This is a genomic window from Enterococcus sp. DIV0240d (genome assembly GCF_051711245.1).
GTDB lineage: Bacteria > Bacillota > Bacilli > Lactobacillales > Enterococcaceae > Enterococcus_D > Enterococcus_D casseliflavus.
In genome coordinates this window covers 403,117-427,150 of record NZ_JBIOMG010000001.1, presented here as the reverse complement: position 1 = coordinate 427,150, position 24,034 = coordinate 403,117, and the positions used below count along the sequence as shown (strand labels likewise).

The 24,034-nt window shown below is 44.9% G+C and carries 21 protein-coding genes; 9 read left to right on the top strand and 12 right to left on the bottom strand.

The annotated features are described in order from the left end of the window. Nucleotides 1-4: 4 nt before the first annotated feature. The 4 genes from IGJ25_RS01995 to IGJ25_RS01980 all read left to right on the top strand — a co-directional run bounded on the left by IGJ25_RS01995 (nt 5) and on the right by IGJ25_RS01980 (nt 4,414). On the top strand, nt 5-763 hold the full coding sequence (locus IGJ25_RS01995; protein WP_010748570.1) for a MurR/RpiR family transcriptional regulator: 759 nt from the start codon (nt 5-7) through the stop codon (nt 761-763). Between the two features lie 159 nt (nt 764-922). Continuing rightward, the gene (locus IGJ25_RS01990; RefSeq protein WP_010748569.1) at nt 923-2,233 is read left to right on the top strand and encodes a PTS sugar transporter subunit IIC; all 1,311 of its coding nucleotides are present in this window, start codon (nt 923-925) and stop codon (nt 2,231-2,233) included. Nucleotides 2,234-2,265: 32 nt separating this feature from the next. After that, nucleotides 2,266-3,705, top strand: a complete 1,440-nt coding sequence (locus IGJ25_RS01985) for a 6-phospho-beta-glucosidase (protein WP_010748568.1) — start codon at nt 2,266-2,268, stop codon at nt 3,703-3,705. A gap of 205 nt (nt 3,706-3,910) precedes the next feature. Continuing rightward, complete coding sequence (locus IGJ25_RS01980; RefSeq protein WP_010748567.1) at nt 3,911-4,414, top strand: GNAT family N-acetyltransferase; 504 nt, start codon at nt 3,911-3,913, stop codon at nt 4,412-4,414. Nucleotides 4,415-4,457: 43 nt separating this feature from the next. Here the strand turns inward: IGJ25_RS01980 and araD are convergent, their stop codons facing one another. Genes araD through ulaG form a run of 7 tightly spaced genes read right to left on the bottom strand, consistent with a single transcriptional unit; the run spans nt 4,458 to nt 10,086 of the window. Continuing rightward, nucleotides 4,458-5,144, bottom strand: a complete 687-nt coding sequence (gene araD / locus IGJ25_RS01975) for an L-ribulose-5-phosphate 4-epimerase AraD (protein WP_016609058.1) — start codon at nt 5,142-5,144, stop codon at nt 4,458-4,460. Further along, entirely contained in the window at nt 5,116-6,015 is a 900-nt protein-coding gene (locus IGJ25_RS01970) for an L-ribulose-5-phosphate 3-epimerase (RefSeq protein ID WP_010748565.1), read from the bottom strand. Before IGJ25_RS01970 ends, araD begins: the two co-directional genes overlap by 29 nt. Nucleotides 6,016-6,021: 6 nt before the next feature. Then, complete coding sequence (locus tag IGJ25_RS01965) at nt 6,022-6,660, bottom strand: 3-keto-L-gulonate-6-phosphate decarboxylase UlaD (RefSeq protein WP_225000652.1); 639 nt, start codon at nt 6,658-6,660, stop codon at nt 6,022-6,024. A gap of 56 nt (nt 6,661-6,716) precedes the next feature. Next, the gene (locus IGJ25_RS01960) at nt 6,717-7,010 is read right to left on the bottom strand and encodes a PTS sugar transporter subunit IIB (RefSeq protein ID WP_438779082.1); all 294 of its coding nucleotides are present in this window, start codon (nt 7,008-7,010) and stop codon (nt 6,717-6,719) included. A 23-nt stretch (nt 7,011-7,033) separates the two neighbouring features. Then, the gene (locus IGJ25_RS01955; protein ID WP_438779081.1) at nt 7,034-8,500 is read right to left on the bottom strand and encodes a PTS ascorbate transporter subunit IIC; all 1,467 of its coding nucleotides are present in this window, start codon (nt 8,498-8,500) and stop codon (nt 7,034-7,036) included. Next, on the bottom strand, nt 8,501-8,974 hold the full coding sequence (locus tag IGJ25_RS01950) for a PTS sugar transporter subunit IIA (protein WP_010748562.1): 474 nt from the start codon (nt 8,972-8,974) through the stop codon (nt 8,501-8,503). It lies immediately after the preceding gene. 47 nt (nt 8,975-9,021) lie between these two features. Beyond that, nucleotides 9,022-10,086: an L-ascorbate 6-phosphate lactonase gene (gene ulaG / locus IGJ25_RS01945; RefSeq protein WP_010748561.1), complete on the bottom strand. Its 1,065-nt coding sequence runs from the start codon at nt 10,084-10,086 to the stop codon at nt 9,022-9,024. Between the two features lie 329 nt (nt 10,087-10,415). Between ulaG and IGJ25_RS01940 the strand changes: the two genes are divergently transcribed. Continuing rightward, a complete protein-coding gene (locus tag IGJ25_RS01940) occupies nt 10,416-11,183 on the top strand; it encodes a DeoR/GlpR family DNA-binding transcription regulator (protein ID WP_010748560.1) in 768 nt (255 codons plus the stop codon). A gap of 165 nt (nt 11,184-11,348) precedes the next feature. Here IGJ25_RS01940 and IGJ25_RS01935 read toward each other — a convergent pair whose 3' ends face one another. Then, nucleotides 11,349-12,371 carry a YeiH family protein gene (locus IGJ25_RS01935; protein ID WP_081116141.1) on the bottom strand — a complete coding sequence of 341 codons (1,023 nt, stop codon included), beginning with the start codon at nt 12,369-12,371 and terminating at the stop codon, nt 11,349-11,351. A 65-nt stretch (nt 12,372-12,436) separates the two neighbouring features. Here IGJ25_RS01935 and IGJ25_RS01930 point away from each other — a divergent pair, with 65 nt between their 5' ends. Both IGJ25_RS01930 and uvrC read left to right on the top strand, forming a co-directional pair. Further along, complete coding sequence (locus tag IGJ25_RS01930; RefSeq protein ID WP_081116142.1) at nt 12,437-13,288, top strand: LysR family transcriptional regulator; 852 nt, start codon at nt 12,437-12,439, stop codon at nt 13,286-13,288. A gap of 231 nt (nt 13,289-13,519) precedes the next feature. Beyond that, nucleotides 13,520-15,310, top strand: a complete 1,791-nt coding sequence (gene uvrC, locus IGJ25_RS01925; RefSeq protein ID WP_010748557.1) for an excinuclease ABC subunit UvrC — start codon at nt 13,520-13,522, stop codon at nt 15,308-15,310. A gap of 74 nt (nt 15,311-15,384) precedes the next feature. Here the strand turns inward: uvrC and IGJ25_RS01920 are convergent, their stop codons facing one another. The 3 genes from IGJ25_RS01920 to IGJ25_RS01910 all read right to left on the bottom strand — a co-directional run bounded on the left by IGJ25_RS01920 (nt 15,385) and on the right by IGJ25_RS01910 (nt 19,233). After that, the gene (locus tag IGJ25_RS01920; RefSeq protein WP_008376546.1) at nt 15,385-16,125 is read right to left on the bottom strand and encodes a GntR family transcriptional regulator; all 741 of its coding nucleotides are present in this window, start codon (nt 16,123-16,125) and stop codon (nt 15,385-15,387) included. Between the two features lie 191 nt (nt 16,126-16,316). Next, nucleotides 16,317-17,597: a PTS sugar transporter subunit IIC gene (locus tag IGJ25_RS01915; RefSeq protein ID WP_005232725.1), complete on the bottom strand. Its 1,281-nt coding sequence runs from the start codon at nt 17,595-17,597 to the stop codon at nt 16,317-16,319. Between the two features lie 247 nt (nt 17,598-17,844). Continuing rightward, a complete protein-coding gene (locus IGJ25_RS01910; protein ID WP_010748556.1) occupies nt 17,845-19,233 on the bottom strand; it encodes a glycoside hydrolase family 1 protein in 1,389 nt (462 codons plus the stop codon). Between the two features lie 159 nt (nt 19,234-19,392). Here IGJ25_RS01910 and celB point away from each other — a divergent pair, with 159 nt between their 5' ends. After that, nucleotides 19,393-20,664, top strand: coding sequence for a PTS cellobiose transporter subunit IIC (gene celB, locus IGJ25_RS01905; RefSeq protein WP_005226670.1), 1,272 nt, complete (start codon nt 19,393-19,395; stop codon nt 20,662-20,664). A 108-nt stretch (nt 20,665-20,772) separates the two neighbouring features. Beyond that, nucleotides 20,773-21,489: a GntR family transcriptional regulator gene (locus IGJ25_RS01900; protein ID WP_225000653.1), complete on the top strand. Its 717-nt coding sequence runs from the start codon at nt 20,773-20,775 to the stop codon at nt 21,487-21,489. Between the two features lie 73 nt (nt 21,490-21,562). Here IGJ25_RS01900 and IGJ25_RS01895 read toward each other — a convergent pair whose 3' ends face one another. Next, nucleotides 21,563-24,025, bottom strand: a complete 2,463-nt coding sequence (locus IGJ25_RS01895) for a heavy metal translocating P-type ATPase (RefSeq protein WP_438779080.1) — start codon at nt 24,023-24,025, stop codon at nt 21,563-21,565. Nucleotides 24,026-24,034 lie beyond the last annotated feature (9 nt).

Sequence of the window (24,034 nt, the reverse complement as noted above, 5' to 3'; positions counted from 1 at the left end):
CAGCATGGCGCTTTTTGAACAATTAAACTTGAACAAGCTCTCTGCGGTAGAACAAGAAATCTACCGTTTTATCGTCAATCACTTAGAAAAGATCCCGTATATGCGTGTGCGCGACATTGCCGATGATGCTCATGTCTCTTCGACTTCGGTCTTTCGTTTTATTCAAAAAGTCGGCTTTCAGTCGTTTCCAGAATTTCGCTTCTATATCAAAAATCATTTAGAAAAAGCCCATTTTGATGCGCACCCTGAACACTTAGGTTTAGAAGCGCGCATCAAAGGCTTGAATATGCAGATCTTCCACCCTGATGCGGAATACCAAATACGAAAACTCGCCGAAGCGATGCGGGATGCCGATTTGATCTTATTTATGGGGATGGGGGCATCTGGTGCGATCGCGCAATACGTTGCCCGCAAACTAGCCAGCCTCGGTTACTTTAGCATCAGCATTGATGAGCTGACCTACCCGATCAAAAGCTTTTTGCGAAAAGATCAAAAGAATGTTTTGGTTTTTTTGAGTGTCTCTGGTGAAACCAAAGAACTGATCGAAGTCATTACCGGTTTAGACAATCAGGCGATCGTGCAGAAGTACTGCATTACCCCCAATCGGGAAAGTACGTTGGCACGCTTGTGCGATTATTCGATCGAGTATGCGATCAAAGAGGAACGCAAAGACATCTTTCTTGATTTGACTAGTCAACTGCCTTCAGTAGCGATTTTAGAAACACTGATCGGCTATTTGCAAGATTATCGTACCCATTCTTGATGGTTCAGTTTACTGAACCATCTTTTTTTGTAACACTGTGTTCCAGCTGCGGAATTTTTTTCATTTCTTGAGAGATATGTACGGAATCCGTATCCGCTTACTTTTAGTCGTTTACATTCGCTATAATGATGGCATCAATTAATGAAAGGTGTTATTATTATGCAAAAATTCAATGACCTGTTAGACCGCTCGTTGGTACCAATCGCAACAAAGTTGAACAATCAACGCCACGTAGCAGCGATTCGAGATGCGTTCATGCTGATTTTCCCACTGACCATCGCTTCTTCTCTCGTTATTTTGGTCAACAATATTTTATTTTCCAATGAGAGTTTCATCGTGCAATTATTTCAACTGAATCGACTTTTCCCAAATCTGGAAAGTGCCCAGCAAGTCCTAGCTTCCGTGGCGAACGGGACCATCAACATTATGAGTTTATTTATTGCGTTTCTTGTTGCCCAACTTTTAGCCAAGCATTTCCAAGCAGATGCTACGCTAGTTGGTTTGACAAGTGTCGCTGCCTTTATGATCTTGTACCCGACCTCGTTTGCAGTAGATGATGTCAATGTGATCTCTACACAATATTTAGGCGCCCAAGGGTTGTTCGTAGCTATGATCGTGGCTTGTTTGGTCGGTGAATTCTTACCGAAGCTTTTCAAGGTCAAACGATTGCAGATCAAAATGCCTGAAATGGTACCACCAGCTGTTTCCCGTTCCTTTTCTGGCATGATTCCGATCGTGATCATCGTGGCAGTCACTGCTTTGATCAATTTCTTAGTTTTGATGATCGCACCAGAAGGCATCAATGAACTGATTTACAACGGGATCCAAAGTCCATTGCGGGATCTGGGGGGCAATGTCGTCGGTGTCTTGATCTTGGCGTTCTTGCAAACTACGTTGTTTGCGATCGGGATCCATGGACCAAATACTTTGAATGCGGTTCGTTCAGCGATTTTTACCGAACAGGACCTAGCTAACCTAGACTTTATCAACCAAGGCGGCTCCTTGTGGGACGTTCCTTACAAAGAAACTTGGGGCGTTTTAAATGATATGTTCGCAAATATGGGCGGTACTGGTATGACATTGGGCTTGATCATTGCGATCTTCATCGCTTCAAAACGTCCAGAACAACGTGAGATTGCTAAGATGTCCTTAGTTCCAGGAATTTTCCAAATCAATGAGCCGATGATCTTCGGTCTACCGATCGTCTTGAATCCAATCTTGATCATTCCGTTTATTTTGACGCCAATGGTCAATATTTTAGTGGGTTATTTTGTCACTGTTGTCTGGCCGATCATGCCGACCCCAGCGATTGGGGTACCATGGACGACCCCCGGAATCATTAATCTCTTTTTAGGAACTGGAGGAAATGCGATCGCTGCGGTTGTCGGTGTCGTTTGTCTTGCGATTTCGGTCTTGATCTATTTGCCATTCGTGATCGCCTCTAACCGTTCCCAAAAAGTAGAATTATAAGCAAACGAATGAGTCGAGGAGGAATGAAATTTATGTCCGCAAAAATGCCAAAAGATTTTTTATGGGGCGGCGCGATCGCTGCCCATCAAGCAGAAGGCGCTTGGAATGTTGCTGGCCGTGGAATGAGTACCGCTGATGTTATGACGGCCGGCGGCAACGGTATTCCCCGTAAAATCACCAAAGGCGTCATTGAAGGAGAGTATTACCCGAACCATGAAGCCATTGACTTTTATCACCGTTACAAAGAAGATATCCAGTTATTCAAAGAGCTGGGCTTGAAATGTCTACGGACATCGATTTCTTGGAGTCGGATCTATCCAACTGGAACAGAAGAAGAACCAAATGAAGCCGGTCTCCAATACTACGATGATCTTTTCGACGAATTGCAGGCAAACGGCATCGAACCCGTGATCACTTTGTCCCACTTTGAAATGCCTTATGCCCTCTATGAAGAATTTGGTGGGTTTGCTAACAAAGAAGTGATTCCCCTCTTTGTCAAATTCGCCAAGACTGTTTTTCAACGGTATCGTGACAAAGTAACGTATTGGATGACCTTCAATGAGATCAATAATCAAGCAGATGGGCAAGAGCCGCTGCACGTTTGGACCAATTCTGCCATGATCATCGAGGATGACAGTCAAAAAGAAGCACTCGTCTTTCAAGCGGGCGTCAATGAGTTGATTGCCAGTGCGGCAGCGGTGATCGAAGGCAAAAAAATCAATCCAGATTTTCAAATTGGCTGTATGATGGCCTATGTCCCAGTCTACCCCTACTCTTGCGCACCCGCTGATTTGATGGCATCCGTCAAAGCCAATGAACGGCGCTATTTTTACAGCGACGTCCACGTACGAGGCAAGATCCCAACCTATGTGCAAAAATATTGGGCGAAAAAAGGCATCACGATTGAGATCACGCCCGAGGAACAAGCGCTATTAAAAGCGGGAACCGTTGATTATATTGGGTTCAGCTATTACATGTCAGGAACGATCTCAACCCTTAATGAAGTGGCTGGCACACCAACTGAGGATATCCCAGGAGCAAAAATCGTGAGTAATCCTTATATCAGTGCTTCTGATTGGGGCTGGCCTATCGATCCAGTCGGGTTGCGCTATGTGTTAAATACGATCTATCAACGCTATGACTTGCCGCTATTTATCGTAGAAAATGGCTTTGGTGCTTATGATCAATTAACCGATGAGCAGCAAGTCCATGATGACTACCGCATCACTTACCTGAAAGAGCATATCGAACAGATGGAAAAAGCGGTGGTTGAAGATGGTGTACCGCTATTAGGTTATACGCCTTGGGGGATCATTGATATCGTCAGCTTCGGCAGCGGCGAAATGGAGAAACGCTATGGCATGATCTATGTCGACAAAGACAATACTGGCAAAGGAACCTTGAATCGTTTGAAAAAAGATTCCTTTGCGTGGTACCAGCAAGTGATCGCCTCTAATGGTGAAACGCTCTAATTACTGCTTCCATAACTAACGTACAAAAACCGCCCCTCGTTGCGCCATACTCCTTTTCACATTAGGAGCCCGGCAACGAGGGGCGGTTTTTTTATTAAAGAGGGGCGCCATTGCGAGGATGGCTTTTCTTATCATCACTAAACACTACCTCAATGCTGTGGTACACTATAGCTATTCATTTACTTTCACTTTAAGGAGGAGCTGCATGAAGCCGATATTTCGTTCGATCCAATCTCAAGATGATGCGCCCTTAGCCGCTATCATTCGCAAAAGCTTGACCGACCACCAGTTGGCGGTTCCAGGGACTGCCTATTTTGATCCCGAGTTAGACCACTTAAGTGAATTTTATGCAGCAGATCCTGCTAGCCGCCATTATTTTGTCGTCACTAATGAATCGGGTACCCTTTTAGGCGGCGGTGGTCTTGCCGCTTATGATTCAGAAGGGAAAATCGCCGAGCTGCAAAAATTTTATCTCAGTGATGCTGCCAAAGGGCAGCGCCTCAGCTATCCCTTGCTGGCGAAGATCGAGGCCAAAGCTGTTGAACTAGGTTATCGGCAACTCTATTTAGAATCCCATCATTCTCTAGAAGCAGCCTTGCATGTCTATCAAAAAGCCGGCTATCGCGCATTGTGTCAGCCACTATTGGCAGCACAGCATACCACGATGGATCGCTTTTATGTGAAAACACTCGCTGAAGAAAACGAATAGAAAAGCAGCCGTTCCTTGATCGCTAGGAATGGCTGCTTTTCCGTTATCCTTGTCCATAATAAGCATGTTCGCCATGCTTGCGGAAATAATGTTTATCCAGCAAATAATCAGCGATCGGTGTTCGATCCAAGGTCAAAGCTTCGGTACCTAATGCCATTTCTGCGACCTCTTCTAAAACAATACTATTGCTGACCGCTTGTTCCGCAGATTGCCCCCAAGTAAAGGGACCGTGTCCCGCTGTGAGGACAGCTGGGCATGCAAGTGGATCTAATCCCCGCTTTTCAAACGTCTCGACAATGACTTTGCCAGTTTCTTTTTCATAGTCTGCCGTTACCTCAGAGGCCCGTAAAGGTCGTGTGCAAGGGACACTACCATAAAAAGTATCCGCATGCGTCGTTCCATATGCAGGAATGTCTCGCTGTGCTTGCGCCCATTTTACCGCATTTGTCGAATGCGTATGGACGATCGCCTTGACGCCTTCGAAGTGCTTATACAATAGCGCATGGGTTTTGATATCCGAGGAAGGCTTCAACGCCTTCGCCTCTTTCGGCGTTCCCGCTAAGTCGCAAACTACCATTGAATCAACCGTCATCGTCTGATAATCAACACCGCTGGGTTTAATGACGATGATCCCTAAATCTCGATCGATCTCACTGACATTTCCCCAAGTTAGCTTTACTAGTCCTTCCTCAGGCAGTCTCTTATTGGCTTGATAGACTCGCTCTTTCATCAATTGAAGCTGATTGATCAAGGTAACCGACCTCCTTTAGTTTTGGTAATAAAAATGCTTTGGCTTGTTCGATTTCCGCAATCGGGTCAGCGCTCGTCTCACTCCACATCTCGATGACAAAAGAACCGTTATAATTCAACCGCTTCAGCGTGCGTAAGCAGCCATCAAAATCAACACACCCAGTGCCAAACGGTACTTCTTTAAACTTTCCTCGAAACTTATCTGAAACCGCCAATGTATCTTTCAAATGAATCTGGGTTATCTCGCAAATGCCTTTTTCTAATTCATAACCGACATCATTTTCTGGCCAGGCCGATAGGTTCCCGACATCTGGATAGACTTGTAGATAGGGCGAAGGGATCTGCTCCTTGATCCGTAAATACTTTGAGATAGAATTTAGAAACGGATCATCCATGATCTCTAGTGACAAAACGACACCCTTTTCAGACGCCCTAGCGACCGCTTCTTTTAGATTGGCAATGAACCATTCTCGGCTACAAAGACTTTTTTCCTCATAGTACACATCGTATCCGGCTAATTGGATGCAGCGAATACCCAAATCTGAAGCCAGGTCAATGGCTTTTTCCATCAGATGCATCGCGTGCTTGCGCTTTTTTTCATCGATCGAACCAAAGGGAAACCGCCGATGTCCACTGAGACATAAAGACAAGATTTTGATCCCCGAGGCATAGATTGCCTCGACGATCTCTTTGCGTTGCTCTTGGTCCCACTCTAAGCGTGCCAAGCGTTCATCGGTTTCATCAATGGACATTTCAATGAAATCGAAGCCTCGGTCTTTGACAAACTGCAATCGTTCCGACCAAGAGAGGGTTTTGGGTGTTGCTTTTTCATATAGACCGATCAAACTCATGGAAAACTACCCCCAAATCCGTAAAATCTCTTGCTTGAAATCAACTGCTGCTTGTTGCGGATCGTCAGCTGCAGTGATGCCTCGTCCTGTGATAAAGGTATACACATCAATGCCAGCAAACAGAGCCAACGTCTCGACGCTCAATCCTCCCGTGACTGACACTCGAAACCCCATATCGATCAATTTACGGACTTTCGTTAAATCTTTTTCTCCCCATGTTTCACCAGCTAACAGTGCGTCACGACTTTGATGATAGATAGCTTGTGAGATGCCGGCATCTAGCCACTGCTGTGCTTGCTGGTAGGTCCAGTCACCATATAATTCTACTTGGATCTCAGCAATTTCTTTTGCCGCTGCCTTCATTGTTGGGATCGTTGCTGCACAAATCACGGTCATATAATCCGCGCCAGCTTGCTGGCAGTTTTTGGCGACCGTCCCACCGGCATCGGCACATTTTGTGTCTGCTACGATCAAATTTTCCGGATACATCGCTCGGAAGCAGCGTAGGACCTGTGCTCCTTCTTGCAACAGTAAAATAGTTCCTGCTTCAATGATATCCACCACATCGCCAACTTTTTTGATATCAGCCAGTGCACCAGCTAAATCGGAGTGATCGCAAGCGATCTGCAGTTTTGGTATACTCATGAAATTCCCCTCTCTTTTGTTCGATCATCTTTTTGTTCTTGTCACGTCCTGATGCACTACTCCTTCGAAAGACCCGCTTCTCTGACCCGCTCAATAATTTCTTTAGGGGACATCACATTTCTTACCCCGATCACTGTTACGCCCTTTTCTTTGGCTTTATCGAACATATTGACAAAGTTCATTGGCGTAAAGACCACATCGTAATTCTTGGCGGTGCTTTTGCCTTCAGAAATCGCGCAATGATGAATAGAGGTGATCGTGATCCCTTCTGACTTCAAAGCTTTTTCGACACTCCGCATCATCATCAAACTTGTTCCTGATCTATTTGCACAAGATACCAATACTCTCATCTTCTTTTCCTCCTAAGAATTCATTATTTTTGTTTTTCTACATACGCATCATAATCATCTACGATCAAGAAATACCCTTCTGGATCTCTGCGGTACTGCAACTGTGGAATCACTAATAAGATCACCACTACAAGAACCACACCAATGATGCCTAAGAATTTCATCAATACTGTAAAGAATGGCCAGACGGTCGCCCAGTCGAACATTCCAAGATAGCCGCCATATTGAGACAATCCTACCCAAGTAGCGATCAATGCCGAACCACCGATCTGAATAATGCCGGATAAGAATGGGAAGAGACAAGCCGCTTTGATGCCTCCGCGGTTGTTGGCAAAAACGGCGATCGCTGCGTTATCAAAGAACAGTGGGATAAACCCAGCAATGACGATCGTTGGTGAACGGAACAAAATCAGTAAAGCAATCATTAAGAATTGTCCTAATGCACCGAATAAAAAGCCCACCGTCACGGCATTTGGCGACCCAAAGGCAAAGGTTGCGGCGATATCGATCCCTGGAACAGCACCTGGTAAAATCGTATTCGAGATTCCTTGGAATGACTCGGTCAATTCAGAAACGAAGGTGCGGACACCTAATTGAAGAATTGCTAAATAGACGGCAAACATTAGTGATGTTTGTAAAATATAAAATAAGAAACTTTGTCCTTCTGCCATAAATCCTGCTGTTATTAAATAATCTTGTCCAAGCGTTACCAAAATGATACCGAAGAAAAAGAGCATCAAAATCGAAGTCGATACCATATTTTCATTGAAGACTGATAAAAAACCGGGTAGTTCGACATCTTCTAATTTGCGGTTGGATTTGTTCTTTTTGAAGCGTTCCGCAAGTCGTGCAAAGAAGTAAACACCAAACATCTGTTGATGGGCAATCGCAAAACCAGCACCTTCCGTCAAATCTTGACAGATGCCAACGGTCAAATTGGACCCCACCGCCCAATAGCAGCCTAAGATCAAGCCCATGACAAGTAAGACTTCGATTCGACCCAGGTCTGGGAAACAGAATAGCAGCAGCCAAAAGGCCGTTGCGGCTTGCTGTACTTGCACATTTCCAGTAGTGAAGACGGCCCGCAGCTTCGTATATTTTTTGAAGCGAACGAGTAAGATATTAAAAACAAAGGCAATCAATAATAAGAGCATCGTGTCACCAAAGGTGCGTCCAAATCGTTCTTCAATGCCGGCGGTGATCGCATTTTGACCAAAATACGGGTCAGTGACCATCGCATCTAATTCAAAACGCTCCTTAAGCCCCACCAGGATCGGACGGAAAGTATTGACCAATCCACCAGAGCCAATCGTCAAAATCAAGTAACCAACGGTGGCCTTGAAGAAACCTGCAACACATTCAACAAACGGCCGTTTCAATAGTAAGTAACCAATCAGTACAATAAAACCGATCAAAAAAGCTGGCTGCATCAAAATATTCTGAGCAAAGTAATCCCAGCATCTCAATAAGAAATCTCCTACCATTTCCATCTAATCCCTGCTTTCTTTTTGGTCATATTTCTCCATCACCGCTTCAAAATCTGCCATTGTTTTTACACCTAGTAAATCTTCCACCAGCCCTTCTTCCATCAGCATTTCGGATAAACTAGCGATATTGTTCATATGTGCTTCAGCGTTTTTGGCAGCGAGCATAAAGAACAACTGCGCCTCTTTGTCGGGGTCATCATCTTGAAATGAAACGGGGGCTGGAAAAATCGTCAATCCGATCCCCGTTCCTAAGACACCTTTGCTTTCTGCTGAAGAATGGGGCATGGCTACTTTGGGAATGATCACAATATAAGGACCGTATTGATGAACATCCCGAATGACATCTTCAATATACTGATCCGTGATCAACGCCTTTTGCTTTAATCCTTCGCCACTCGCCCAGATAGCGGCTTCCCAATCTTCGGGCTGTTCATGATTGATCGCAACCAACTCATTTTCATAAAAATAACGCAGCATTACCTTTGCTCCTTTCAAATTTGGCTTTTGCAGCATCCCCCCTTCTTTTATAAAAAAGAAGGGAATGGCGTATCATTATCGACCGAAAACACATCTTTGAAGCCGCGATAGAAATTAAATTCAAGATCGTCTTTATTCGTTGGGTAGGTAAATTTGCCGCCAACTTGCCAAATATACGGTTTAAACTCATAGTGCAAACGATCTTTTTTAAACTTCCAAATCTCAGTGATCTCCTTTGGATCAGCCATAAAATTGGACCAGATATCATAGTGTACAGGTATCACTACTTTGGCATTGAGGGATTCTGCCATCCGCAACATATCGACTGAAGTAACCTTGTCGGTGATGCCCCGCGGGTTTTCGCCATATGCACCTAAGCAAACATCGATCTTGTACTGATTCCCATGTTTAGCAAATACATTCGAATAATGAGAATCTCCAGCGTGATAAATCGCCCCACCGGAAGTCTCAAACAAGTAATTGACTGCGATACGATCCATGTCCTGTGGCATTTTTCCTTTCAAGCTGGTATCCGGATCTTCACAAGTAATTAGAGCGGTTCGATCGAATGCTTCTAAAGCGACGATTTTCACCTGCCCAATGGTCACTTCATCCCCTGGTTTGACCACGATGGTTTTTTCTTCTGGTATTCCCCATTTCAACCAAGTTGCAACGACTTCATGGGGACCGACGAATTTTGCTTCTGGACAATTTTGATGGACTGCAGCTGCGGTATTGATGTCTAAATGATCGGAATGAATATGGGTCACCACTAACGCATCCACTCCTTTGATTTCAAATGGATCGATCACAAAGGGCTGCGTCCGTAAGTTAGGCTGCATTTCCTGTACACCACTCATCCGCATCATTTGATGGCCTTTTTTCATTTGCCCATTCCCATGACTGCGTTTGCCAGTGCCGCACCAAAGGTCGCATAAAATGTTGGTTCCTTCCGCACTCTTTAACCAAATACCCGTACAGCCTAGCCACCACATGGAAACTGTGCCTTCTTTCACAAGTTCACTTTCGATCTCCTCGTTTAAATAGGTTCCCCATTCTGGAAACGTATTTAACAGCCAACTCTCTTTCGAAACATCATTTACGTGTACCATCTTTGTTCCTCCCTTGCTTATTTACACCTTGATTCTAACATATAGAAAAACGCTTTCAATCAAATTTTATGTTAATTTATCTTATTTTATGTTAATTTACCGAGAAATAAATGTGATTATTTAATATATATGGTAATGTTTCTGTGATATGTTAAAATGAGTTCGAAAGAAGAAACGATAAAAAAATGGCAGTTTCTAAACGACGGCTGTGCGATTATCCCGCGAATTCGTGAGAAAGAGACACGTGATTTTGCTGCACAGGATAATTGCAAGCTGGACAAATGATAGAAGACAATAATAGAAAAAAGTGCATGTGAGGAGGAAGTATCGTGAAACGTTCCAATGAAGAAGTGAGGCAAAGAAGAAAACAATTGATCGATTTGATAAAAGCATCTGGTCTTTCTGATGTGAGGACCCTCAGTCATCAGTTGGGAGTATCAGAGATGACGATCCGCAGAGACTGTACTGTCCTCAGTGAGATGGGTCAGATCAAACAAACCCACGGAAAAATCGAATACTGTGAAGCTTATGAAGATGAAGCACATCCCACCGACTCGATCGAGTACATCAAAGATCGACTGGCCAAAGAAGCGGCTCGCCAAGTAAAAGATGGCGATACCCTTTTCGTCAATACGAGTACCAGTGCAGCTCAAACGTTGCGCCATCTCACAGACAAACGAATCAGTTTGCTGACGAACAACACGAGTGTGATCCAAATGGAACACCATCCAAAATCAACGATTGTTTTAAGTGGTGGCGAAATACGTTACCCTAAAGCGGCATTGTCAGGAGACATCGCCGTGGAGTCATTTTCTCACGTTCGTTCTGATGTTACGATCATTGGCTGTAGTGGGTTAGATTTACAGACCGGCATTTCCACTTCAGTAATCCACGAAGCCAAAGTCAATGCGAAAATCATCGAAAATTCTGGCAAGTTGATCGTTATCGCGGATTATCGCAAAATCGGTAAGCAATCCAATTTTACGATTGGCGCAATTGCGGATATCGATCTGCTGATCACCGATCATTACTCTGATCCCAAAGTCATCGATTTGATTGAGCAACAAGGTGTTCAAGTCATCCAAGTACCCGTCTAACCTTCTTTACCGCTAAAAAAAGCCCGACAGTTGATCTGAAAAGCCACGCCTTGCTGCCTCTTCCAACAGAAACAGCAAAGCGTGCCCTTCGATCAACCATCGTGGCTTTTTTCGTTAAACAATCGTGCGCTTCAAACGTGCTTTATGGGTCGTGCCTCTTGTGAATTAGAGCCGCAGCAACCAAATCAATGCAACAGCACCCACGGTTTGGACGGCGCCAACGGAAAGACCATAGAATAAAAAGCGCGGGCCTTCTTTTAAAAACTTGCGGAAATCCAAGCGCAAACCGATGGCTGCCAACGCCGTCGTTTCAAACCACGTACTGATAAAATGAGCGCCCTCATTCAACCAGCTAGGCAGCGGCAAGAAGCTGTTCAAGATACAGATGGTCAAGAAGCCCAACACATACCAAGGGATCGGCAGCCGCAGCTTGCCTTTGGCTTTGGTTTTGGTGGGGGTCTTTGTCGTCATTCGTTCAAAAACAATGACGACGACTGCCAACATGATGATGCGCGCGATTTTAAAGAGCATCGCGTATTTGACGGTGTCGGCATCAATCAAACTAGCCCCCGCCACGACTTGTCCGACGGATTGCAGCGTGCCACCAAGTAAGGCGCTTTTTTGCAACAGATCATCGCCGTATAAGCCCAATGCTAAAAACGGCAGCGTCAGCATCATCACTGTTCCTAAAAGATTGACCAAGGTGATGATCTGCCCTTTTTCTTCATCATCGGCATCAATGGCTGGTGCGATCGCCGCAATCGCAGAGGATCCGCAGACAGCATTGCCGCCTGCCATCATCAGGCTCATCTTTTGATTAAAGGCCATTTTTTTCCCTATCAAATAAGCAGCGGTAATGACCAAACTCATCATCAGCAATATAAAGAGAAAGCCCCGAAGGCCCATTTCACTGATGGTCTGGAAAGTGACGGTAAAGCCCAGCAAAACCACCGAATATTCCAAGAGCCGACTTTCCGCAACCTTCGTTCCGACTTGATAGCGTTCTTGCTTGAACAGTGTATTTCCTAAAATGATTCCTAATAAAATAGCAAGGGTTGCTCCCCCTAATTTTGGTACAGCCAAAGCCATGATTCGGGCGATGACGGCTACCGAAAAGGATAGGAACAAACCGGGAAGTATCAAAGCTGTTTGTCGTTGCTTCATTGCTTTCATCCTTTCATATAACATCCATTATACACAGATTGACCGATCAGTAGGATTTATTGGTATAATAGTTATGATTGAATTTTCTAATGGAAGGGATTGCAATGTTAAAATTACTGGAGACCTTCAAGATGGTCTATGAAACGAAAAATTTTTCGAAAGCTGCCGAATTGCTGTTTATTTCGCAGCCCACGGTTTCTGCTCAGATCAAGCAGTTGGAACAAGACCTGGATACACCGCTTTTTTTACGCAATGGTCGCAAAAACGTGATCGCCACGCCCCAAGCAGAGTACCTTTACGAAAAGGCACTGAATTTATTGGATGAGTGGTCGACGATCACCAGCGAGATCCATACCAACACGCAGCATCAAAGCCACTGTGCCCTAGGCATCTCTCATACCTATGCGATGGCCTTGATGCCTGACTTGATGATTGCTTTATACAACGCCTTTCCCACGGTGCGTTTTCGGGTATCGATGATGAACTCCGCTGAAGTCTTAACAGCCCTTGAACAACATCAATTAGATTTAGGGATCATTGAAAAACCCTTATCTGCACCAAGTATTTTGCGTTTCCCGATTTTGAAAGATCAGCTCGTCTTAGCTGGTGATCCCCAAGTCGGTCCTTGGCTCGTTCGAGAAGCGAGTTCTGGTGTCTACTATTACACTAAGCGCTATCTAGAGGAACAAAATATTCAAGGACCGATCATTGAGATCGCCAGCAATGAATTGATCGTCGCTTTACTGAAACAAGGCTTCGGCTGTTCGATCCTTTCCAAGCGAGCCGCCTACGGCATTGGCTATCAACTGCTGGATAAAAATTTTGAGCGGCAATTTTACCTCATCCAGCGCAAAGCCGTCACAGAACCAGCCATCGAGGGTTTGCGGACCTTCATTCAGGAGTGGTCGCAAGAGGATTCCTTGCAAGCAGAAAGCAAATAAATTCACTTGTTTTTAAGGGAGGAAACCACCGCCTCGTGGGATTTCTTAACCTTTTCTTACGATTACGCTTCCTCGCTGCCGATCTGGCCCGTTTGATTGTTTCTTAAGAAATTTGTGCTAAAATGAAGAGTACTGGCTATGGGCTCTAATGTTCCCCTTTTCGGTGGATCTTAGACCGCCCTTTGACTACTTTTGCAGTTCGTGAGCAAACCAGTAAGAAAGGATCTTGAAATGAACGAACAAATCAAGAACAAATTAGCGCTGCTTCCTGACCAACCCGGTTGTTATTTAATGAAAGATAAAAATAACAAAATCATCTATGTTGGGAAAGCCAAAATTTTAAAAAATCGTGTCCGTTCGTACTTTACCGGCAGTCACGATACGAAAACCGAACGGCTCGTTCAAGAAATCAATGATTTTGAGTACGTCGTTACCGAATCAAATACGGAAGCCTTATTGCTGGAAATCAATTTGATTCAAAAAAACAAACCGAAATACAATATCATGCTAAAGGACGACAAGTCGTATCCTTTTATTAAAGTGACCAAAGAGCGCTATCCGCGTCTGATCATCACTCGTAAAGTTTTAAAAGACGGGGCTTTATATTTTGGCCCTTATCCTGATGCACGAGCAGCCAACGAAACCAAACGGGTGCTGGATCGCCTCTTTCCATTGCGAAAATGCGGTCCTTCTCAAAAGCGGCCTTGTCTTTATTATCATTTGGGTCAATGCGTCTGTCCTTATGTCAACAATGTAGATCCCAAGGATTATCAGAAGATCGTTGATCAAGTCAAACACTTTTTCCACGGCGGTCACGTCGATATTTTAAAAGACCTGAAAGAGAAGATGGGCGAAGCCATTGAAACGTTAGAGTTTGAACGAGCGGCTGAGCTGCGGGATCAGATCCAAGCAATCGATACCGTCATGACGCGACAAAAAATGACTCTGACAGATCTGATGGACCGTGATGTCTTTGGCTACAGTGTCGACAAAGGCTGGATGTGTGCCCAAGTCTTCTTTATCCGTCAAGGAAAGCTGATCGAACGAGAAGTCTCTTTGTTTCCTTTCTACAATGAAGCGGATGAGGATTTCTTGACCTTCGTCGGCCAGTTTTACCAAAAGAATGAGCACTTCATTCCCAAAGAAGTCTTTGTTCCGCAAAATGTCGATGCTGCCCCATTAGAAGCGCTGCTGGAAACCAAAGTCCTGCAGCCCCAACGAGGCGACAAAAAGAAATTGGTCGATTTGGCCAATAAAAATGCCCGCATTGCCTTGGCACAAAAATTTGCGTTGATCGAGCGTACTGAAGAACGGACGATCGGTGCAGTGGATCGTCTAGGCGAAGCCATGGGGATCGCAACACCTTATCGGATCGAAGCCTTCGATAACTCCCACATCATGGGGACCGACCCAGTGTCTGCAATGGTGGTTTTTGTCGACGGGAAGCCGTTTAAAGATGATTATCGGAAATATAAGATTCGTACCGCACAAGGCGGCGACGATTATGGCTCTATGCAAGAAGTCATCTACCGCCGATACTCTCGTGTCCTAAAAGAAAACCTGCCTTTTCCTGATCTGATCATCATCGATGGTGGGAAAGCCCAAGTCGGTGCCGCCCAAGAAGTGCTGTATAACCAGCTAGGTTTAGATATTCCCGTTGCGGGTTTAGTGAAGAACAACAAACACAAAACCAGCGAGTTGATTTTCGGGGAATTTTTAGATCCGATCCAGCTGGAACGCAATTCTGTGGAATTCTTTTTGCTGCAACGGATCCAAGATGAGGTCCATCGTTTTGCGATCACCTTCCATCGCCAACTGCGCAGTAAAAACAGCTTTTCTTCCAAACTGGATGAAATTCCTGGCTTAGGACCAAAACGCAAGCAACAGCTGATGAAAACCTTCAAGTCGTTAAAAAACATCCAAGCAGCTTCCGTGGAAGAGATCCAGCAAGCTGGCATCCCCAAAGCCGTTGCGGAAACTATCTTAGCCAAACTAGGTGATCAAAACCAACCCACTTCTTAAGTCAAAACAAAAACGCTCCATAGCCAACAGTAGCTATGAAGCGTTTTTTCGTTGAAGAAGCATTTTGTAAGCCGTTACTTTTTGCGGTGCTGTAACAGATCAGGCTTCATGTCTAACATGGAATATCCCCGAACATCATACCGATTGCGGCTGCAGGAATAGTCCACTGGACGTCCCGATTCTAAATAGATGATCTGTTCTAATTCCAATACTGGGTCATCTGCTTGGCACGCTAAATAGGTTTGATCGTATTCATCGCTTTTGGCAGCCTGAAAGGTCCGATAAGCGCCAGCAAATTTGTAGCCTAAATCTTGCAGTAGATAGTCATAGACGGATTCTTCCAAGATCTCTTTCGTCAAACCGCTGACCAGATCCAACGGCATATAGGAATGCTCGAGTATGTATGGATTGCCTTCTAAGATCCGCAAACGGATCACATGATAGATTGGTTGTTCGGCAGTGATCTGAAGCATCTCTTGAATTCTTGTTGTAGGAAAACAGACTTCAAAGGTGATGACTTGGCTAGTCAATGTCCGTTTTTCTTGTTTCATCTGATAGCTCAGGCCTTTGTATTCTGTCACCGATGAGGTATCTTTGCCCCAAAAGGAATGATTCAAAACTTTGGTCCCTAAGCCGCGCTTTGTCAGCAGCAAGCCTTCCATAATCAGGATATTCACCGCATTTTTAATCGTCATTCGGCTGACGCCAAACTCTTCCACTAACTCTGTTTGATAAGGTAAAAGACTGTCTTTCGGATAAGTTCCGTCCTTGATTCTTTTACGCAGAACATCTGCGATCTCCATATATTTGGGCATTTTGCCACCTCCAAAACGTGTGTTGTATTGTATTGATTGAAAAACGATAAAAGAACCGGCCAAACGAAAAGAGTGTCATCACACCACTGCACCTTCCAATGAAGCAGTGTGATAAGGGGTATTTCACTCTGATCGCGGCCGGATAAGGTCTATTACGTTTGGCGCTTGTTTCTAATCGACTCGATCAGACATTACGCATTTTTTAAACGGCGTGTTTCTTGAATTTGCGCCATTTTCACGAACGGCAAGTAGATAACGATTGACAAGATCAAGTTAACAGCTGCCAAGATTCCGCCAGCAATACTTTGTGTCGACAAAATACCGCCGATGATTGGTGGCGTCGTCCATGGTGCGATGACGGTACTTGCAGGAACTAAGCCAGTTGCGGTTGCAAAATAAGCAGTCGTTACTAAAACAAGTGGGGTCAACACATATGGGATGAACAAGATTGGGTTCAAGACAACTGGTAACCCAAACATCACTGGTTCATTGATCATAAACACACCTGGTGCAACAGATAGTTTTGCGACAGTCATATACGCTTTATGATGACGAGCAACTAAAAAGATCGCAATCAAAAGACCTAGTGTCGCACCTGTTCCGCCGATGTTCACGAAAGAATCAAAGAATGGTTTGTTCACGATATAAGGCAAATCTGTTCCTGCTTCTAATGCTCGTGCGTTTGCTTCGATCGCTGGCACATTGATCGTTTGCATGAACGGGTCGATGATGTTGGCACCATGTAAACCAAAGAACCATAAGAATGCAGAGATAAAACCTAATAGCAAAGCAGCTGGGTAAGAGTTTGCCAAGCCCATGAATGGTTGTTGCACCAATTCATAGAAGGACAATACGATACTTGTCACACCAAATGCTTGGAAAATTGCTGTAAACAAAGCAAAGATCGATACGGTGATCATTGCTGGGAATAATGCAGCAAATGAACGTGAAACTGCTGGTGGTACTCCATCAGGCATGTTGATGACTAAGCGTGGGTTGCCAGCTAGACGACGGAAGATCTCAGTAGAAATGATCGATACGATTAATGCTAAAAATAATCCTTGAGAACCAAGTCCGGCAGCTGTTAACAAACCATCTGGGCCTGTCGCCATTGCACCTAATGCGAAGAAACTTGCAACTGAGATCGCCCCAGCACCTAATGCGTCTTGATTGTAGCTTTTAGCTAAATTATACGCTACTGTGAAAGCGATTAACAGACCAAGTATTGAAAAAGTACCTGCTGACAAGTTGTTCCCAAAGGCTTGCCATGTGCCTTCACCAAAAATGCCATTCATAAAATCAATATAGGCAGGGATTGGTAAGTTGTTGATCAATACCCCAAAAGAGCCTAAGATCATCAACGGCATCGTTACGATAAATCCGTCACGAATGGCCACTAGATGTCTTTGAGAGCCTATTTTAGAAGCGATCGGAATAAAGTGCTTCTCCATAAATCCAATAAATTTATCCATTGTTTTTTCTCCTTTCAAACCCTAAACAAAATAATGAAACCGATTTCTACTAAAGAATACCACGAGAACGTTTCCATGTCTAGTCTTTTCTTTATCAGAACTGTGCTTTTATTTAACCCAGCTTATCATTTGCAAAAACAGGTGGTTTTTTAATAGAATCCCCCCTTTGAAATTAGCCAAAAAAAATCCGCGATTTTACACAAAAAAAGCAATGCTGATTCCTACAGCATTGCTTTTTTCATTGTTATTAAAAGCCGTTATTATCTGAAACTTCTTTAAACCAACGACCTGATTTTTTCACCGTTCGTTTAGCATCATTTGCTAAGTCAACGGAGATAAATCCGTAACGGTTCTTGTAAGCATTGGTCCATGACCAGTTGTCCATGCAAGTCCACATATGGTAGCCGACACAATTGGTTCCTTCTTGGATCGCTTGGTGGACGTACTTCAAGTGGTCAGAGACAAATTCGATGCGGTAATCATCTTCGATCACGCCATCAGCATTGACGAAACGTTCTTCTCCTTCGACACCCATGCCATTTTCAGAAATGTAGCACTTGATATTGCCATAATTTTCTCGCGTGTTCGTCAAAATATCATAGATCCCTTTTTCATAGATTTCCCATCCACGATACGGGTTCATTTTCTTGTTCGGCATATCATAGTTATCAAAGTAATCATCAGGCATTGGACTTTTCGCTTCATCGATTGGTGATTCTTTCTTCATGATACGACGAGGTTGGTAATAATTGATCCCCAACAAGTCGATCGTATTTTCGCGAATTGTTTGTAAATCATCAGCTTCCATCGCTGGTACCATATCCAATTCCTTGACGATGGTCACTAATTCTTCTGGGAACGTGCCTTTGACCGCAGGGTCTAAGAAAGAGCGATTAAAGAAGGCATCTGCGATTTGCGCTGCTTTGACATCCTCTGGATCGTTCTCATCTCTTGGATAGCTTGGCGTCAAGTTCAAGATGATGCCGATCTCCCCATCAAGGTTCATCTCATGATAGACTTTGATGGCTTTAGCACTCGCCAACGTTTCGTGGAACCCAACTTGGACTGCATGTTTCATGTTGATCTCATTCGGATAATGGAATTGGTAAAGATAGCCGCCTTCAACAGGGACGATCGGTTCATTATGAGTGAACCATTTCTTGACACGATCACCAAATAATGTAAAGCAGGTTTGCGCAAACGCGACATAGGCATCCACGGTCTCTCGGTTCAACCAGCCGCCTTTTTCTTGCAGCGCCATCGGCATATCGAAGTGGTATAAATTCATGAAAGGTTCGATCCCGTTGGCGATCAACTCATCAATGTAGGCATTGTAAAAATCAACGGCTTTTTGATTGACTTCTCCTTTGCCTTGCGGGAAGAGACGACTCCATTGGATCGACGTCCGAAACGTCGTATGGCCGGTTTCTTTCATTAGTTGAATATCTTCTTGATAGCGTGTATAGACTTGCGAGGTTTTTTCAGGACCTACCCCATTGAAAAATTTCTCTGGTTCTTGCTGATACCAGTAATCCCAGATGCTTGCCCCTTTGCCATCGCCTTCAAATACACCTTCTGTTTGTGGGCCACTAGCGGCTGACCCCCACCAAAAGCCTGCTGGAAATTGATAATCCATCTTCATTCACTCCTCATTTTTTCTTTGCTGCCCTAATCATAAAGGAAGCAGTTACAAAAATCAATCTTTTTTAAAATAAATGTATAGACATTTAAAATAAAACATGATACATTATCAATGTAATCGATTGCAAAAAGAAATTTAAGGAGTGAACTAATAATGAATGGTTTTATGGACAAGTTATCTGAAAAGATTTTGCCCTTGGCGAATGCCTTAGGACAAAATCGCTACCTGACCGTCTTGCGGGACGCGTTTATGCTTTCGTTCCCAATCACTATGTTTGGATCGATCGTGGTCGTTTTAAACAACCTGCCCTTCTTCAGTGATGCCACTAAAGGAACATTAGGAACACTGTTTGGCAATGGGCAAAATGCAACAATGAGTATCATGACTGTTTTCGTTACTTTCGGTATTGGCTATTATTTATCAAAATCATATGATGTGGAAGGGATTTTTGGTGGTGCCGTTTCGTTTGCCAGCTTTTTGATCTTGACTCCTTTCTTTATGACCACTGAATCTGGCGAAACGATCTCCGGTGTGCTGTCTCTTGATCGTCTTGGCGCAAAAGGGATGTTTATCGGGATGATCGCAGCATTTTTGGCAGCTGAAATCTATTGCCGCATCACAAAACGCGGCTGGCAGATCAAAATGCCTGATGGGGTACCACCAGCAGTTTCTAAATCTTTTGCCGCTTTGATTCCAGCAATTATCACCTTAACGGTATTCTTAGTGATCAATGCCATCATGACGGGTGTCTTCAATGCCAACTTGCATGACCTGGTTTATGAATTGATCCAAAAACCATTGACTGGACTAGGCAGCAGCTTGCCAGCAACTCTATTGGCTTTGTTCTTTGTTCAATTCCTTTGGTTCTTCGGTCTACATGGTCAAATCATCGTCAACTCTGTGATGGACCCGATTTGGAATACATTGATGTTAGACAACTTAGAAGCGTATCAAAATGGGGATGCACTGCCGCATATCGTCACAAAACCATTTATGGAAACCTTTACTGTTGGATTAGGCGGTTCTGGTATGACGTTAGCCGTTGTTATCTTGATGGCTTTCGTATTGAAGAAAAAACAATACCGCGATGTGGGTCGTTTGGCTTTAGCACCAGGGATCTTTAACGTTAACGAACCAGCCATCTTCGGTATGCCGATCGTCTTGAATGCGACGATCCTGATTCCTTGGGTCGTGGCACCTCTTGTGGTAACGACCTTCAACTACTTAGTGATGGCGGCTGGACTTGTTCCTGCACCAACTGGTGTTTCTGTTCCTTGGACCGTTCCAGTGGTCTTCAGTGGTGTCTTAGCAACCAACTCTTGGTTAGGTGGTTTGCTGCAAGTCATTGACGTGGTGATCGTCGGCTTGATCTGGTATCCATTCTTACGTGTTTTAGATCGTCAAGCAGAACCATCGATCGATTAAGCGCAACGGCTGGCTGAATTTTTTCAGTCAGCCGTTCTTTTTATAAAAAAACCAAGGTTTGATTGTCGAAACCGCTTTTTTCAGCTATACTTCTTGCGAGGTGATCAGATGCCAAAATACCAAGAAATTGCCAATATTTTACGCACACGTATCAAAAACAAAACGTATCCGCCTGACAGCTTACTGCCGAACCAAACTGATTTAGTCGAGGAATTCGGAGTCAGCCGGATGACCGTCAAAAAAGCCATCGGTATTTTAGCCATGGAAGGACTGGTTTATTCTCAGCGGGGCGCTGGAACAAAAATATTGAACCACCCATTCTTAAAAAAAGACACCACTGCTTTAACGGTCTATGAAGGCTTGTCAACGGAAATGGGCAAAGCTGGCCGCAAGCTAGTCAGTCAAGTCATCGATTTTCAAGTCGAATTTCCTGACCAAACGATCCAAGAAAAGTTGATGTTAACGGAAGAACAGCCGATCTATAGTATTGTCCGCTTGCGGATTCTTGAAGACCAGCCGTTTATTTTAGAATATACCTATATGCCCGTCCATTTGGTGCCCAATTTAACTCGTGGCCATTTAGAAAGTTCTATCTACCGTTATGTCAAAGAGGAACTAGGGGTCCAGTTTGCTGGCGCCTACCGCACCCTCGCCGCTGATAAAAGTACCGCGTACGATCAACAGTATTTGGACTGTAAAGCCGATGATCCGGTCTTAGAGATCGAACAGATCGTCTATCAGAAAAATGGCTCACCCATCGAATTTTCCCGTAGTCGCAACCGTTATGACGTGCGGGCCTACTCTTATTTAGATGTCCAGCACTAAAAAGACCTACCCACGATTTTCTTCCATCAGAAACCGTGGGCAGGTCTTTTTGTTGGTGCATTCGTTGCTTCGTTTACTTTTTCGCTGAGGGTTGGAATCGTTTCAGCCGCAAGGCATTTAATAAAACGGATACCGAGCTGAAGCTCATAGCCGCCCCAGCGATCATTGGATTGAGCAAGGGACCACCGAAAAGATGCAGCACACCCATTGCGACAGGGATGCCTAAGACGTTATAAGCAAAGGCCCAGAAAAGATTTTCTTTGATGTTTTTGATGGTTGCCCGACTTAACTCGATCGCTGATGGGACGTCCATCAGATCGCTGCGCATCAGTACGATGTCTGCCGATTCGATGGCGACATCGGTACCGGAGCCGATCGCGATCCCTACATCGGCTTGGGCTAACGCGGGCGCATCATTGATCCCGTCACCTACCATCGCAACCTTTTGGCCTTTGGCTTGCAGGCCAGCTACTTTGGCGGCTTTATCTTCTGGCAAGACGTCACTGATCACTTCATCGATACCGACTTGTTTGGCGATGGCTTGGGCCGTTCGGGCATTGTCGCCCGTGATCATTGCTACGTACAAGCCCATTTGATGCAATCGGTCAATGGCTTTTCGACTGCTTTCTTTGATAGTATCTGCCACAGCGATGATCCCGATCGCTTCGCCGTCTTTGGCAACATACATCGGTGTTTTCCCTTCTTGAGCCAATTGTTGGGCTTGCTCGATCAGGCCATCGATGGCAACGTTTTGTTTTTCCAACCATTTCTGGTTGCCTAATAGGACTGGACTGCCAGCGATCATTCCTTGAATCCCATGCCCTGGGATCGCTTCAAACCCGTCAACTTCTTGTAGGGCGAGGGCTTGCGTGCGGGCTTCGATCACAATGGCTTCGCCTAATGGATGTTCTGAGCCTTTTTCAACAGAAGCCGCCAGCTGCAACAATTCCGTCGGCGTGTGATTGCCAGTAGGCAGGAGATCTGTTACGACTGGTTTGCCTTCTGTGATCGTGCCGGTTTTATCAAAGACGATCGTCGTCACGTTTCTAGCTGTTTCTAACGCATCGCCGCTTTTGATCAAGACGCCATTTTCTGCCCCTTTGCCCGCACCCACCATGATGGCGGTCGGTGTCGCTAATCCTAAAGCACACGGACAGGCAATCACTAATACAGAGATCGTAATGGTCAATGAGAAGATCCAGGTTTCTTGTCCTAAGAAAAACCAGGCAAGTCCTGCAAAAACCGCCAAGACCATGACGATCGGGACAAACACACCCGAAACTTTATCTGCCATGCGGGCAATCGGCGCTTTGGAGCCTTGGGCATTTTCTACTAACTGAATGATTTGCGCTAACGTTGAATCTTCTCCCACATTGGTGGCTTCGTATTGAAACGAGCCATTTTTGTTGATACTAGCGCCGATCACCCGATCACCGACTTGTTTTTCGATAGGTAAGCTTTCTCCGGTGATCATTGATTCATCGATGGCAGAGCGTCCTTGGGTAACGATCCCATCCACAGGAATCTTTTCACCAGGTCGTACGACTAAGATATCGCCGGCTGCGACTTCTTCAATACCCACTTCGACTTCTTCGGCTTGATGCCCGCTGCCGCGAAGCACGCGGGCTTTTTTCGGTGCGAGATCCAACAACTTCTTGATTGCTTCGGAGGTTTTGCCCTTCGAGACCGACTCAAGGTATTTTCCTAAGGTAACTAATGCCAAAATAACGGCGGCCGTTTCATAGTACAAGTGCATCGCATAGTGGGTCGTGCCCAGGTAGACCATCACGGTCCCATAAATACTATAAAAGAAGGCAGCACTGGTTCCCAATGCGACGAGGGAATCCATGTTGGGATGGCCTTTCCAAAGCGCTTTGAAACCAGCAATGTAAAAGGCGCGACCGAGGACCATCACCGGTAAGACCAAAAGCAATTGAGTGGTAACGAAATTGACTGGATAGGCCATCGGATCTAAAAAGCCAGGGATCGGCAAACCGATCATTCCCCCCATCGTCAAATAGAACAAGGGGATCGTAAAGAGCGCTGAAAGCCAAAACCGTTGCCATAAAGCACGAATCTCTGCCTGTTTTGAATCCGCCTTGTCGGCAGAAGCGGTCGGCAGCTGTGCATCATAGCCCGCCTCTTTCACGGCAGCTGCGATCTTCGCGGCGGTCACTTGATCTTGTTGATAGCTGACCGTCAGTTTTTCTGTTGCCAGATTGACGGAGGCTTGCTCCACACCCGCTAATTTTTGAACGGCTTTTTCTACTGTTTGGGCACAAGACGCACAGGTCATGCCCGAGATGGCAAAGGTCTCTTGTCTTTGGGAGCCTATCAGTTGATAGCCCGCTGCTTTGATGGCCGCAGCGAGTGTTTCTTCGGTGAGCTGCTGCTCATCATAACGAATATGTAATTTTTCAGAAGCCAAATTGACAGCTGCTTGGTCGACCCCCGTCAGCTTGCTGACTGTTTTTTCGACGGTCTGGGAACAAGACGCACAGGTCATCCCTTTTACCCCATAATTCTTTTCGATCATTGTTTCCTT

Bases quoted from the DNA above. Each gene is read 5' to 3' on its own strand.
- IGJ25_RS01995 (WP_010748570.1), top strand. From the start codon at position 5: ATGGCGCTTTTTGAACAATTAAACTTGAACAAGCTCTCTGCGGTAGAA.
- IGJ25_RS01990 (WP_010748569.1), top strand. From the start codon at position 923: ATGCAAAAATTCAATGACCTGTTAGACCGCTCGTTGGTACCAATCGCA.
- IGJ25_RS01985 (WP_010748568.1), top strand. From the start codon at position 2,266: ATGTCCGCAAAAATGCCAAAAGATTTTTTATGGGGCGGCGCGATCGCT.
- IGJ25_RS01980 (WP_010748567.1), top strand. From the start codon at position 3,911: ATGAAGCCGATATTTCGTTCGATCCAATCTCAAGATGATGCGCCCTTA.
- araD (WP_016609058.1), bottom strand. From the start codon at position 5,144: ATGAAAGAGCGAGTCTATCAAGCCAATAAGAGACTGCCTGAGGAAGGA.
- IGJ25_RS01970 (WP_010748565.1), bottom strand. From the start codon at position 6,015: ATGAGTTTGATCGGTCTATATGAAAAAGCAACACCCAAAACCCTCTCT.
- IGJ25_RS01965 (WP_225000652.1), bottom strand. From the start codon at position 6,660: ATGAGTATACCAAAACTGCAGATCGCTTGCGATCACTCCGATTTAGCT.
- IGJ25_RS01960 (WP_438779082.1), bottom strand. From the start codon at position 7,010: ATGAGAGTATTGGTATCTTGTGCAAATAGATCAGGAACAAGTTTGATG.
- IGJ25_RS01955 (WP_438779081.1), bottom strand. From the start codon at position 8,500: ATGGAAATGGTAGGAGATTTCTTATTGAGATGCTGGGATTACTTTGCT.
- IGJ25_RS01950 (WP_010748562.1), bottom strand. From the start codon at position 8,974: ATGCTGCGTTATTTTTATGAAAATGAGTTGGTTGCGATCAATCATGAA.
- ulaG (WP_010748561.1), bottom strand. From the start codon at position 10,086: ATGGTACACGTAAATGATGTTTCGAAAGAGAGTTGGCTGTTAAATACG.
- IGJ25_RS01935 (WP_081116141.1), bottom strand. From the start codon at position 12,371: ATGTTATATGAAAGGATGAAAGCAATGAAGCAACGACAAACAGCTTTG.
- IGJ25_RS01930 (WP_081116142.1), top strand. From the start codon at position 12,437: ATGGAAGGGATTGCAATGTTAAAATTACTGGAGACCTTCAAGATGGTC.
- uvrC (WP_010748557.1), top strand. From the start codon at position 13,520: ATGAACGAACAAATCAAGAACAAATTAGCGCTGCTTCCTGACCAACCC.
- IGJ25_RS01920 (WP_008376546.1), bottom strand. From the start codon at position 16,125: ATGCCCAAATATATGGAGATCGCAGATGTTCTGCGTAAAAGAATCAAG.
- IGJ25_RS01915 (WP_005232725.1), bottom strand. From the start codon at position 17,597: ATGGATAAATTTATTGGATTTATGGAGAAGCACTTTATTCCGATCGCT.
- IGJ25_RS01910 (WP_010748556.1), bottom strand. From the start codon at position 19,233: ATGGATTATCAATTTCCAGCAGGCTTTTGGTGGGGGTCAGCCGCTAGT.
- celB (WP_005226670.1), top strand. From the start codon at position 19,393: ATGAATGGTTTTATGGACAAGTTATCTGAAAAGATTTTGCCCTTGGCG.
- IGJ25_RS01900 (WP_225000653.1), top strand. From the start codon at position 20,773: ATGCCAAAATACCAAGAAATTGCCAATATTTTACGCACACGTATCAAA.
- IGJ25_RS01895 (WP_438779080.1), bottom strand. From the start codon at position 24,025: ATGATCGAAAAGAATTATGGGGTAAAAGGGATGACCTGTGCGTCTTGT.